We start from the raw sequence: 13056 nt of genomic DNA, 5'->3' as shown, positions 1-13056 counted from the left end.
TTAAAAAGAAGGAGGAATAAAAATAGAAGTAAAAAAGCAAGGATGACGATTCTTCAAAACAATTTGTACCCGATTTACATTTTTAATATGAATTGCCCCTCTTATAATCGTAAAATCCGCAATAATGGATATTAAAGCATGTTTGATCTGTTCATATGATTTGTCAATGAAGCATATGTAGTTATGAATAATCGAATGCAATCTATTCTTTTCTTATTGTGTATCAATAGAGATAAAGGAGAGAGGAAAATGAAGAAAAAAGTATGCCGTGTGATGACTACAGCAGCTATTGTTGGTGGGTTATTGATAAGTGCCGGTACGGCTCCAATTAGAGCGGAAGAGTACCCTGAGATGATCGTGTTTGCGGATGTTCCAGTAGGGCATTGGGCATATGATGATATTATGGATTTAGTTTATCATAAATTTCTTGAAGGATATGGAAATGGTAAATTTGGTGTAGGAGATTATGTAACACGTGAACAAGTGGCAGCAGTTATATATCGTACACTTCAACTTGAACATAAAGGACCGTTAAAAAACCCCTATCATGATATTTCCGAACGATCTACAATGTTTCCAAAAGAGATTTTAGCCTTGACAGAGCGCGGTATTTTTAAGGGGAATGAAAATGGAAACTTTAGACCGACAGCACCGTTAACACGTGCGGAAATGGCACAGATTCTTACAAGAACATTCGAATTTGAAGTAAAGCGTCAACATACGTTTCACGATGTGCCCGATAATCATTGGGCAAAAGATGCAATAAGTGCTTTACAATCAAACAAAGTTGTAATTGGAACTGGAAATGGAAAATTCGAACCAAACGCATTTGTAACACGTGAACAATATGCGAAGTTTTTAAATCAAGCTATTATTCGTTATCATATAAAAGATGAAGTAGATGCATAATGAACTTTTGCATGATTAGGAAAAAGTGCAATGATTTTTTAATTGCACTTTTTGTTGTATGTATTTATTATCTATAATGTAATAAATAAAATTATAGATATTAAAAATGATAGAAAGAAATATAGTAAAGAACCCTTGATATAAAAGTATTTTTACTTTAAATCATGATATTGTATTAGATTGATTATCAAGTTGATAAATAAAAAATTATATGTAATATAGTTCATAAATTTGTCACGAAGATGGCGAATTTGTGCCTTGTCTCTCCTGTATCAATTATTTATATTAAAACAAAATACATATACACATAGAGGAGAGACTGTAGTGAATAAGAAATTTTTGAAAGTAGTCGCATCATTAACGATCATGGGAAGCGCTTTATTTAGTGCAGAGAGTTTGACTGTAAAAGCTGAAAGTACGCCGGTTGTATTTCATGATGTACCACAAGATCATTGGGCTTTTGATGCAATCTATGATTTAGGAAACGCGGGAATTATTGCGGGATATGGTCATGGTATTTTTGGACTAGGGGATCATGTAACACGTGAACAAGTCGCGGCATTAATTTATCGTAGTATGGAAGGTATGGAAGAGCAAGGGGAATATGAAAATCCATACGGTGATCTTGATGAGTATGGATCAACATTATTCTTGAAAGAAATTTTAGCTTTAACGGAAATGGGCATTTTCCAAGGGGATGAGCAAGGGAATTTTAGACCGAAAGATACGCTAACACGTGCAGAAATGGCCCAAGTTATTGCGACTGCTTTTGATTTAGAGGTGAAAGCTCCGCATAGTTTCAACGATGTTCCAGCAAATTCATGGGCAAAAGACGCAATTAGTGCTGTACAATCCAATCAGATTGCAGCAGGAATTGGACAAGGGAAATTTGCTCCAGAGATGAAGGTAACGCGTGAGCAGTATGCTCAATTTTTATATAATGCAATTATTAATGAACATGCTGAATAATAAATAAGGAATGGAGAGAAAAGAACCTGTGCCAAAAGGGTGTACAAAAAACCTTTTGGATGCAGGTTTTTTTCTTTTTATCATATCGACCGAACGACAAATTTCACCATAAAAAACATTTAAATTTTCAAAAAAATCACTTCCTTTTCTGAAAATTTGTTATATAATATAAAACATAAAAACAAAACTGTTATAAAACAGTTTTTAAAAAAGGGGATGCTAATATGTCAACGCAAACTTCACGAGTGACACTCGCTGGAGAATTATTACCATCGTACAACGAAATTTTGACACCGGAAGCGCTTACTTTTTTGAAAGAGTTGCATGAGAATTTCAATGAACGCCGTATTCAGTTATTGAAAAAACGAGAAGAAAAACAGAAAAGAATCGATGCGGGAGAGTTTCCGAAATTTTTACCAGAAACAGCACATATACGTGCGAGCGATTGGACAATTGCGCCGCTTCCGCGCGATTTAGAAGATCGACGCGTAGAGATTACGGGACCAGTAGATCGAAAGATGATTATTAATGCTTTAAACTCTGGAGCACATCTTTTTATGGCAGATTTTGAAGACTCGAGCTCACCAACATGGAAAAACATAATAGAAGGTCAAATAAACTTAAGAGATGCGGCTAAAGGAACGATTTCATATAAGAGCCCAAGCGGGAAAGAATACCGCCTTGGCGATCAAACAGCTGTACTTATTGTACGTCCGCGCGGTTGGCATTTAGAAGAAAAACATATGCAAGTTGACGGGAAACGTATGTCTGGAAGTCTTGTAGACTTTGGGCTGTACTTTTTCCATAATGCGAAAACTTTAATTGAAAAAGGAAGTGGTCCATATTTTTACTTACCAAAGATGGAGAGTTATTTAGAAGCTCGTTTATGGAATGATGTATTTGTATTTGCGCAGAAGTATATCGGTATTCCAAATGGCACAATTAAAGCGACGGCACTGCTTGAGACGATCCATGCTGCATTTGAAATGGACGAAATTTTATATGAATTACGCGATCACTCCGCTGGATTAAATTGTGGGCGATGGGATTATATCTTTAGCTTTTTAAAATGTTTCCGCAATCATAAAGCATTTTTGCTTCCAGACAGAGCGCAAGTTACGATGACAGTACCGTTTATGCGCGCGTATTCTTTGAAAGTCATTCAAACGTGTCATCACCGAAATGCACCAGCGATGGGGGGCATGGCAGCACAAATTCCAATTAAAAATAATCCAGAAGCAAATGAGACTGCCTTTGAAAAAGTGCGGGCCGATAAAGAGCGCGAAGCTTTAGATGGGCATGATGGAACTTGGGTTGCTCACCCAGGACTCGTACCGGTTGCGAAGGAAGTATTCGATTACATTATGAAAACACCAAATCAAATATTTAGAAAACGGGAAGAACTGCATGTAACAGAAAAAGATTTATTAGAAGTACCTATGGGAACGATTACAGAAGAAGGACTGCGTATGAATATTAGTGTCGGCATTCAATATATTGCGTCATGGCTAAGTGGACGCGGGGCAGCGCCTATTTATAACTTAATGGAAGATGCGGCGACAGCGGAAATATCAAGAGCGCAAGTGTGGCAGTGGATTCGTCATGAGGAGGGGAAACTGAATGACGGTCGTAACGTTACGTTTGCTTTAGTAGAACAACTGAAGGCGGAAGAACTAGCAAAAATAGAGAAGGAGATTGGGAAAGAATCATTTGAGAAAGGTAGATTTGTAGAAGCGACAAAGTTATTTACTGATTTAGTGCGTAAAGATGAGTTTGAACCATTTTTAACATTACCTGGCTATGAAATTTTATAAAAGAAAAGGGGATGGAAGAAATGAAAAACGAAAGAATTCAGAAGTTGCAAGAGAATTGGGAGTTAGATGCACGCTGGAAGGGGATTACGCGTCCTTATTCTGCTGAAGATGTCATTCGTCTTCGCGGGTCAATTGATATTGAACATACATTGGCGCGCCGTGGTGCGGAGAAACTTTGGAACATGCTTCATACAGAAGATTACATTCATGCGCTGGGAGCGTTAACAGGTAACCAAGCGATGCAACAAGTAAAAGCGGGGTTAAAAGCAATTTACTTAAGTGGTTGGCAAGTGGCAGCGGATGCGAATTTATCTGGTCATATGTATCCGGATCAAAGTTTATATCCGGCGAACAGTGTACCAGCTGTTGTCAAACGGATGAATCAAACGCTTCAGCGCGCAGATCAAATTCAGCATATGGAAGAGAGCGGGAATATCGACTACTTCGTGCCGATTGTTGCTGATGCGGAGGCTGGATTTGGCGGACAATTAAATGTATTTGAATTAATGAAAGGCATGATTGAAGCAGGAGCAGCAGGTGTTCACTTCGAAGATCAATTATCTTCGGAAAAGAAATGCGGACATTTAGGCGGAAAGGTATTATTACCAACACAAACAGCCGTGCGCAATTTAATTTCAGCACGGCTAGCGGCAGATGTAATGAGCGTACCGACAATCATTGTTGCAAGAACAGATGCGGATGCAGCAGATTTAATTACGAGTGATATCGATCCGGTCGATCAAAAGTTTATTACAGGAGAAAGAACGCCAGAAGGTTTTTACCGTACAAAAGCGGGGCTTGACCAAGCAATTGCGCGCGGCTTAGCATATGCACCATATGCAGACCTTGTTTGGTGTGAAACATCTGAACCAAATGTAGAAGATGCAAAGCGCTTTGCTGAAGCAATTCATGAGAAATATCCAGGGAAATTACTAGCGTATAACTGTTCGCCATCCTTTAACTGGAAACAAAAATTAGATGAAAAAACAATTGCCAACTTCCAAAAAGAAATCGCATCATACGGTTACAAATTTCAATTCGTAACGCTCGCTGGATTCCATTCTTTAAACTACGGCATGTTTGAATTAGCACGCGGTTATAAAGAGCGCGGCATGGCAGCATACTCTGAATTGCAACAAGCAGAATTTGCTGCTGAACAATACGGCTACTCCGCAACGCGTCATCAGCGCGAAGTAGGAACAGGTTACTTTGATGAAGTCGCGCAAGTGATTACAGGTGGTACATCTTCGACAACGGCGCTGAAAGGTTCTACGGAAGAGGCGCAGTTTACAAAATAAGTGAAGGGACAGGTGTCGATACTAGGCACCTGTTTTCTATTGAAAAGATCCTTTTTGTATATCTGTTTTGTTTTTGGGGGCATAAAATTCTTACATGTAACGCTATTTTATAGGGCATACAAAAAATTGGAAGATTTATTTTTGAAAAAAAGTGTACATCTTATTTTTATTATGTTATACTAATCTCAGTTGAATAATTAAATTAAGCAATCCATATATTATCAAGTGCTGAAAACGAACGAGAAAAAGTATGTGAGAACTGTTTTATGTTTCGTATTTGATAATGTGTGGATTCTTTTTTTACATGAAAAACTAAAAAAATGTATTTTCTTAGGAGGAAATAAGAATGACAGTAACAGGACAAGTAAAATGGTTTAACAATGAAAAAGGATTTGGCTTCATCGAAGTTCCAGGTGGAAGCGATGTATTCGTACATTTCTCTGCAATTACAACTGAAGGTTTCAAATCTTTAGAAGAAGGCGAAAAAGTTAGCTTCGAAATCGAAGATGGTAACCGTGGACCTCAAGCGAAAAACGTTGTAAAACTATAATTTTATAGTGTGTGATAAAAAGGATGGCTTTGGCCATCTTTTTTGTTATACATTTTTAACGATATATATATGGTGTAATGATTCCTTTTTCAAGCATGGAAAATCGATTTTAATTTGAAATCATATCTCTATTTGAACGAACGATATCCATTTTTAACACTGGGTATTTTTATGGAAAGAAATAATATCATTTTAAAGTTTGATAAAAGAATGTAAAATAATTGAAAATTTTAATTATTTCGCAAGGGACATGATACAATTATTTGTGCAGCTGCTAATATAAATGAAATTTATAGAAGGAGTGAACACACCATGGATGGTAGAGCTGAGCGCTATGTTGAAAACTATATAGTAAATAAAAAAACGATGGCTTTACTGCCCGTTATTTTAGGGGAAAAAAGTGTAATAACGAGAGTAATTGAAGTGGAAGACTCTTTTTTCATGTTCCAAAAGCCGCTTGATATTGTAGAACGAAGCTGTCGTAAGCATGGATCAAGTTTTTTAGGGAGGAAAGAAGGGACAAAAGAGTTAACACGTATTACTCATAAAGCTCCCATCGCAATCAGTCCCACAGATCAACTCTATTTCTTTCCCACCTATTCCTATTCAAGAAAGGAATGTGCATGGCTCTCTCATTTTCATATTGCAAGCAATAAAGAGTTAACAGACGGCAATCTTATTATTCGATTTATTAATGGGTTTGCAGTGAAATTAGAGATGTCAAAGAGTAGTTTTGAGAATCAACAAAACCGTACAGCAAAGCTGAGAACAGAATATGAAGATCGGAAAGATAAACAAGGAAACTTGCAGTTTAAGCCAGTTGCAAAAGAAGCGATATCAACGTTAAGACCAGCGTATGAAAAAGTCTACCTTGTAAAGGAAGAAGATATAGAAGGAGAATGACTAATAGATCAGGTAAGATGTTCATATAATAAAATGAAAAGAAACCAGATATGATGAAGTACCTGGTTTCTTTTTGTTACATGGAAACGTGAAAGGTGTAACATCCTGTCAAATCATAATAGATAATCATATGACAATCGTGAAGGAGTTTTACATCATCGTATGGAACTTTAATACATACATCTCCATATGTCATATCTACCATTTCCTCTTTATACGAAGCAATGATAAAGTAGGGATAGTGAATATAATAAAGGGGTAAATTGTAGAATGGATTTTCAAACAATCAAAGAATACTTTTCAGCAGAAAATATGGACCAACTTGTCGAGAGTTACCGGGCGTTTGGTCCGCTCCTTGGCATTGGCTTGCCGATGGCAGAAGCACTTATTCCTGTACTTCCACTGATCGTATTTGTTATGGCAAATGCGGTTGCTTTTGGTCTATGGCTTGGATTTTTCTATTCTTGGCTCGGTTCGGTGCTAGGTGCATTTCTTGTTTTTCTTGTCATTCGTAAGTTTGGGCGAAGTCGCTTTTTTTCTTATATCAATAAACATCCGAAAGTGCGAAGTGCAATGGGATGGATTGAACGAAAAGGATTCGCACCTATTTTTGTATTGTATTGTTTTCCATTTACGCCATCTGCATTGATTAATGTAGTCGCGGGATTATCGCGCATTAGTGTAAGGCAGTTTGGATTAGCTTTAATACTTGGAAAACTTGTTATGATTTTCATGTTAAGCTATATCGGTCATGATTTAACTTCTTTTATTCATAATCCTATAAAAACAATTATTGTGATAGGGGTTATTTTTATTCTTTGGTATGTTGGTAAGAAAATTGAAGTGAAATTAGAACTGCATTGAGAAGAGAAGTCCGCACTGTATATACAGCGTCATTGTAGAAAAGGGTGAGGGGAGAGGCTGATGAAGCAAACTTTGAAAAAAGAAAGCGTAGAGTGGATGAGAACGATCCTTATCGGGATACTGCTAGCTCTTTTTTTTCGAACGTTTTTCTTCTCGACTTATGTTGTAGAGGGAAAGTCGATGATGCCAACGCTTCAAGATGGTAATATGCTTGTTGTGAATAAAGTGAGTTATCAAGTTGGAGAGTTACATCGATTTGATGTTGTTGTGTTCCATGCGAATAAAAAAGAGGACTATGTAAAACGAATCATTGGTTTACCCGGAGATCATATTGAATATAAGCAGGATCAATTATATATTAATGGTCAATTTGTTAATGAACCGTATTTAGAAACATATAAGGAACAAGTGAAAGGACGCCAGTTGACAGGAGATTTTAAGTTGGAAGAGTTAACGAAAAAAAAGGTTGTGCCACAAGGGTATATTTTTGTGCTTGGCGATAACCGTCTTGGGAGCTGGGATAGCAGACATTTTGGCTTTATAAAAGCAGATGCGGTTGTTGGAAAAGTCGATTTACGCTATTGGCCGATTAACGAAATGCAAATGAACTTTTCAAAAGGTGAATAGAATGATTTATAATATAGAAAAGAGGAAAAAAGGCAAGCAGTCTCTGTTTGTCTTTTTTCGTGTCCTATAATACAATGATGACAGCAAACTAATGTTCGTTATATAGGTGAAAGGTGGGGTTACATGTCACTTCGATTTGTGATTGGAAGAGCAGGAAGTGGGAAAAGTACACTTTGTTTACGAGAAGTGCAAGAAGAGTTAAAAGAGCGCCCAAGAGGGAAAACGATTTTATACCTTGTTCCTGAACAAATGACATTTCAGACGCAGCAGGCGTTAATAGGAAGTGAAGAGGTAAAAGCTTCTATTCGTGCACAAGTGTTTAGTTTTTCACGGTTAGCTTGGAAAGTGTTGCAAGAAGTAGGAGGGGCAAGTCGTCTTCATATTGATGAAGCGGGTGTGCATATGTTACTTCGCAAAATTATTGAATCGCGCAAAGAAGGATTATATGTGTTCCAAAAAGCCGCTGAACAAAATGGGTTCTTTGAACATCTTGGCGGTATGATTGCAGAGTTTAAACGTTACAATATAACGCCATCTCATGTATATGAAATGTGGCAACAGTTAGACGCGCATAGCAGTAGCGCCGAACAAAAGTTGCTGGCAAATAAAATATATGATTTGCAGCTATTATATGATGATTTTGAACGAGCTTTAATTGGAAAGTATTTAGATTCGGAAGATTATTTACAGCTTCTTATTGAGAAACTGCCGTTTTCCGAGTATGTAAAGGATGCAGAAATTTATATCGATGGATTTCATTCGTTCTCTCCGCAAGAACTTGAAATTATAAGGCAGTTAATGAGATGCGGAGCAAGGATGACAATTACATTAACGGTGGATGAAAAGTCGTTAGCCCAGCCAGTCAATGAACTGGATTTGTTTTATGAAACAGTGCTGACGTATGAAAAAGTAAAACAAGTAGCACGGGAAGAAAAAGTTGTAATGGAAAAAACGATACCGCTTGTAGAACAGCTGCGGTTTCATTCACCAGCGTTAGCGCATTTAGAAGCTTACTATGAATCGCGTCCGAACGAAAAGTTTTATGGAGAGACGAGCATTGCCATCCATACAGCTGCGAATTTACGGGCGGAAGTAGAAGGAGTAGCGCGAGAAATTCGTAGACTTGTCGCAGAAGAGAAGTATCGTTACCGCGATATTGCCGTACTTCTTCGAAACGGAGAAAGCTATTATGATGTGTTAAGAACATTATTTGCAGATTATGATATTCCGCATTTCATTGATGAAAAGCGCCCGATGTCTCATCATCCGCTAGTAGAATGCATTCGTTCTGCTTTAGAAATGATTAGTGGGAATTGGCGTTATGATGCTGTTTTTCGCTGCGTGAAAACAGAACTTTTATATCCGCTAGATGTAAAAAAAGAAGTGATGCGTGAAGAAATGGATGAATTTGAAAACTACTGTTTGGCATACGGTGTCCAAGGTAAGAAATGGACCGCTGATGAGCCGTGGACGTATCGTCGTTATCGCTCTCTTGATGGAGTGAAAGAGGTGATAACAGATAGTGAACGCCAAATGGAAGAGAAAATGAACCGTCTTCGCGAGATTGTAAGAACACCGGTCATTCGCCTGCAAAAAAGATTGAAACGTGCAAGTACCGTTATGCAAATGTGCGAAGCTGTATATTTATTTTTAGAGGAGCTAGATGTTCCAAAGAAATTAGAAGAGTTACGTGTACGTGCTGAAGAAAGCGGAGATTTCTTATTTGCGACAGACCATGATCAAGTGTGGGAAGAAGTGATGAATCTTCTTGATACATTTGTCGAGATGCTTGGAGAAGAAAGTATGTCTCTATCGGTGTTTATTGATGTGATGACGACAGGGCTTGAGGCACTGCAATTTGCTAATATCCCGCCATCGTTAGACCAAGTATTAATTGCAAATATCGATCGCTCTCGACTTTCAAATATTCGGGCAACATTTGTGATTGGTGCAAATGAAGGCGTGATGCCAGCTACGCCGACAGATGAAGGGATGCTTTCTGATGAAGAAAGAGACGTTCTTGCAGCAGCGGGCGTGGAATTAGCACCAACGACAAGACAAACGTTATTAGAAGAACAGTTTGTGATGTATCAAATGGTGACAAGAGCATCTGAGAAACTATATATTTCTTGTCCTCTTGCGGATGAAGAAGGAAAGACATTACTCGCTTCTAGTTTTATGAAGAAAATAAAGAGAATGTTTCCTGATGTGAAAGAGACGTTTATAACAAATGATGTAAACGACTTATCGCGCGCAGCACAAATTTCATATGTAACGACGCCAGAAGTAACATTGTCATATGTGATGCAACAACTGCAAACGTGGAAACGATACGGGTTTGAAGGCGATTTAGATTTTTGGTGGGATGTATATAATTTCTACGTTACTTCCGATGAATGGAAGCAAAAAAGCAATCGCGTCTTATCCAGTTTGTTTTATCGAAATCGTGCGAAGAAACTAAGTACAGCTGTAAGTCGAATTTTATACGGAGAGAAAATAAAAGGAAGTGTCTCTCGTATGGAATTATTTAATCGCTGTGCGTACGCTCATTTTGCGCAGCACGGTTTATCATTGAGAGAGCGCGATATATTTAAATTAGATGCACCAGATATTGGAGAGTTATTCCATGCAGCGCTAAAGAAAATTGCGGACAAGCTCTTGCGTGAAAACCGGACTTGGGCGGATTTATCCGTAAAAGAGTGTGAGCATCTTTCCATATTAGTAATAGAAGAAATTGCTCCATTATTACAAAGACAAATTTTATTAAGCTCAAATCGCCATGCTTACTTGAAACAAAAATTACAGCAAATTATTTTTAGAACATCGCTTGTGCTGAGGGAACATGCCAAGGCGAGCGGATTTGTTCCAGTTGATTTAGAAGTTCCGTTTGGCATGGGAGGCAATGGTTCATTACCACCGATGGAATTTACATTATCAAACGGTGTGAAAATGGAAGTTGTTGGCCGCATTGATCGGGTTGATAAAGCGGAAGATGAGAGCGGTACATTCCTTCGCATTATTGATTATAAATCGAGCTCGAAAGCGTTAGACTTAACAGAAGTATATTACGGATTAGCATTGCAAATGCTGACGTATTTGGATGTCGTCATTTCTAATGCTGGTACGTGGATGAAGCAGGGCGAAGTCGCATCACCAGCAGGCGTGTTATACTTCCATATTCATAATCCACTTGTTGAGGTGAAAGGTGACGCTTCTGAAGACGAGATTGAGAAAGAAATTTTAAAGAAATTTAAAATGAAAGGGCTCGTACTTGGAGATGCAGATGTTGTTCGTTTAATGGATAACAAACTATCAACAGGAAGCTCTGATATTATTTCAGCCGGGTTGAAAAAAGACGGAAGCTTCAGCGCACGCTCTAGCATTGCAAGTGAACAAGAATTTTCTGTATTGCAAAAATATGTACACCATACATTTGAAACGATTGGAAATGACATTACAGAAGGTGTCATTGATATTGCTCCCTATAAAATGGGGAATAAAGCAGCGTGTACATTTTGTAACTTCCGCTCTGTCTGCCAGTTCGATGAATCGCTGGAAGACAATCAGTTCCGTACATTAAAAAATATGAAAGATAGTGAAGCAATGGAGAAAATTCGAGAGGAGGTTGGGGAATGATGGTAGAAAATTGGCCAGCAAAACCAGAAGGTAGTCAATGGACAGATGATCAATGGAAAGCTGTTGTGGCGCATGGACGCGATATTTTAGTTGCAGCAGCAGCAGGGTCCGGGAAAACAGCAGTACTCGTTGAACGTATCATTAAAAAGATTATTAATGAGGAGAATCCGGTAGATGTCGATCGCTTACTCGTTGTAACATTTACGAACGCAGCCGCGCAAGAGATGAAAAATCGAATTGGAGAAGCGTTAGAGAAAGTGTTAATGGATGAACCGAGTTCACAGCATATACGGAAGCAGCTGAGCTTATTAAATAAAGCTTCCATTTCAACAATTCACTCTTTTTGCTTACAAGTCATTCGTTCCTATTATTACATGCTTGATATCGATCCTCGTTTTCGCATCGCGAATCAAACGGAAAATGAGTTATTAAAAGAAGAAGTGTTAGATGACATATTAGAAGAAGAGTATGGAATAGAAGAGAATCAACTATTCTTTGAACTTGTCGATCGCTATACGAGCGACCGTAATGATGATGATTTACAGCGAATGATTTTGGCACTTCATACAGCAGCAGGAGCGCATCCAAATCCAGAAAAGTGGCTTGATACATTAGTAGAAGCGTATGACGTGGAAGGGAAAACAATTGGAGATTTAATGTATGCTTCTTATTTATTAGAAGATGTGAAATTCCAGCTTGAAACAGCAGAGGAACATATTCGAAAAGCGATGGAATTAGCGATGCTTCCTGATGGTCCTGCTCCGCGCGTCGAGACATTACAAGCGGATCTCGTTTTACTAGAAACGTTATCTCATGCGGCGCAGAAGTCGTGGACAAGTGTATATGGAGCAATGCAACACGTATCGTGGCAAACGTTAAAGCGTATTAAGAAAAGCGATTATAATGAAGATATTGTGAAACAGGTCGATTCGCTTCGCAATAAAGCAAAAGATGAAGTGAAGAAATTACAAGAAGAACTGTTTAGTCGTAAACCAGAAAGCTTTTTACGTGATTTTCAAGAGATGCATCCTGTATTAGGTAAACTCGTGCAGCTTGTTAAAGAGTTCTCGAGCCGGTTCCAAGCGGTAAAACGGGATAAAGGAATGGTTGATTTTACAGATTTAGAACATTTTTGTTTGCAAATTTTAAGCGAGCAAGGTGAAGATGGGGAACTGCGCCCATCGCCAGTTGCACTTCAATACCGCAATAAATTTGCGGAAGTTCTCGTCGATGAATATCAAGATACAAACTTCGTTCAAGAATCCATTATTAAACTCGTAACGAAAGATTCTGAACAAGAAGGTAACCTGTTTATGGTCGGTGACGTAAAACAGTCTATTGTGCGCCCATAAGGGTGTTGCATATTTCACCAGTAGGCGGTGAATTAACTACAGAAACGGTTAAAATACCAACCGACTTATCTCTGCGGGAAACTAAAGGGGGAGTGTAGCATGTCGGGAAAGCCACGAGTTAACCTAAACGGAAA

9 protein-coding genes and 1 pseudogene are annotated in these 13056 nt (G+C 38.3%); all 10 read left to right on the top strand.

Annotated features, from left to right (window positions below):
* Positions 1–249: 249 nt before the first annotated feature.
* On the top strand, positions 250–909 hold the full coding sequence (locus MR063_RS16905; protein ID WP_242200009.1) for an S-layer homology domain-containing protein: 660 nt from the start codon (positions 250–252) through the stop codon (positions 907–909).
* 324 nt (positions 910–1233) lie between these two features.
* Positions 1234–1878, top strand: coding sequence for an S-layer homology domain-containing protein (locus tag MR063_RS16900; RefSeq protein WP_242200006.1), 645 nt, complete (start codon positions 1234–1236; stop codon positions 1876–1878).
* 224 nt (positions 1879–2102) lie between these two features.
* Complete coding sequence (gene aceB, locus MR063_RS16895) at positions 2103–3692, top strand: malate synthase A (RefSeq protein WP_242199991.1); 1590 nt, start codon at positions 2103–2105, stop codon at positions 3690–3692.
* Positions 3693–3712: 20 nt separating this feature from the next.
* Positions 3713–4990, top strand: coding sequence for an isocitrate lyase (gene aceA, locus MR063_RS16890; RefSeq protein ID WP_242199987.1), 1278 nt, complete (start codon positions 3713–3715; stop codon positions 4988–4990).
* Positions 4991–5336: 346 nt separating this feature from the next.
* Positions 5337–5540, top strand: coding sequence for a cold-shock protein (locus MR063_RS16885; protein ID WP_242142206.1), 204 nt, complete (start codon positions 5337–5339; stop codon positions 5538–5540).
* A 312-nt stretch (positions 5541–5852) separates the two neighbouring features.
* Complete coding sequence (locus tag MR063_RS16880; protein WP_242142208.1) at positions 5853–6443, top strand: competence protein ComK; 591 nt, start codon at positions 5853–5855, stop codon at positions 6441–6443.
* Positions 6444–6713: 270 nt separating this feature from the next.
* A complete protein-coding gene (locus MR063_RS16875) occupies positions 6714–7307 on the top strand; it encodes a TVP38/TMEM64 family protein (RefSeq protein ID WP_242199985.1) in 594 nt (197 codons plus the stop codon).
* Positions 7308–7367: 60 nt separating this feature from the next.
* The gene (gene lepB, locus MR063_RS16870; RefSeq protein WP_242199982.1) at positions 7368–7934 is read left to right on the top strand and encodes a signal peptidase I; all 567 of its coding nucleotides are present in this window, start codon (positions 7368–7370) and stop codon (positions 7932–7934) included.
* Between the two features lie 123 nt (positions 7935–8057).
* Positions 8058–11570: a helicase-exonuclease AddAB subunit AddB gene (gene addB / locus MR063_RS16865; RefSeq protein WP_242199980.1), complete on the top strand. Its 3513-nt coding sequence runs from the start codon at positions 8058–8060 to the stop codon at positions 11568–11570.
* A pseudogene (locus MR063_RS16860) lies at positions 11570–12916 on the top strand (UvrD-helicase domain-containing protein); the annotation flags it as partial. The gene addB and the pseudogene MR063_RS16860, both read left to right, overlap by 1 nt.
* Positions 12917–13056 lie beyond the last annotated feature (140 nt).

The organism is Bacillus cereus group sp. BfR-BA-01492 (genome assembly GCF_022662815.1).
In the GTDB taxonomy this organism is placed as follows: Bacteria; Bacillota; Bacilli; order Bacillales; family Bacillaceae_G; genus Bacillus_A; species Bacillus_A cereus_BD.
Note: the sequence above shows the minus strand (reverse complement) of the source record. Positions and strands in the feature narration are given on the sequence as shown.

Excerpts from the sequence above, each read along its gene's own strand:
- lepB (WP_242199982.1), top strand. The coding sequence starts at position 7,368 with ATGAAGCAAACTTTGAAAAAAGAAAGCGTAGAGTGGATGAGAACGATC.
- aceA (WP_242199987.1), top strand. The coding sequence starts at position 3,713 with ATGAAAAACGAAAGAATTCAGAAGTTGCAAGAGAATTGGGAGTTAGAT.
- MR063_RS16880 (WP_242142208.1), top strand. The coding sequence starts at position 5,853 with ATGGATGGTAGAGCTGAGCGCTATGTTGAAAACTATATAGTAAATAAA.
- aceB (WP_242199991.1), top strand. The coding sequence starts at position 2,103 with ATGTCAACGCAAACTTCACGAGTGACACTCGCTGGAGAATTATTACCA.
- addB (WP_242199980.1), top strand. The coding sequence starts at position 8,058 with ATGTCACTTCGATTTGTGATTGGAAGAGCAGGAAGTGGGAAAAGTACA.
- MR063_RS16905 (WP_242200009.1), top strand. The coding sequence starts at position 250 with ATGAAGAAAAAAGTATGCCGTGTGATGACTACAGCAGCTATTGTTGGT.
- MR063_RS16875 (WP_242199985.1), top strand. The coding sequence starts at position 6,714 with ATGGATTTTCAAACAATCAAAGAATACTTTTCAGCAGAAAATATGGAC.
- MR063_RS16885 (WP_242142206.1), top strand. The coding sequence starts at position 5,337 with ATGACAGTAACAGGACAAGTAAAATGGTTTAACAATGAAAAAGGATTT.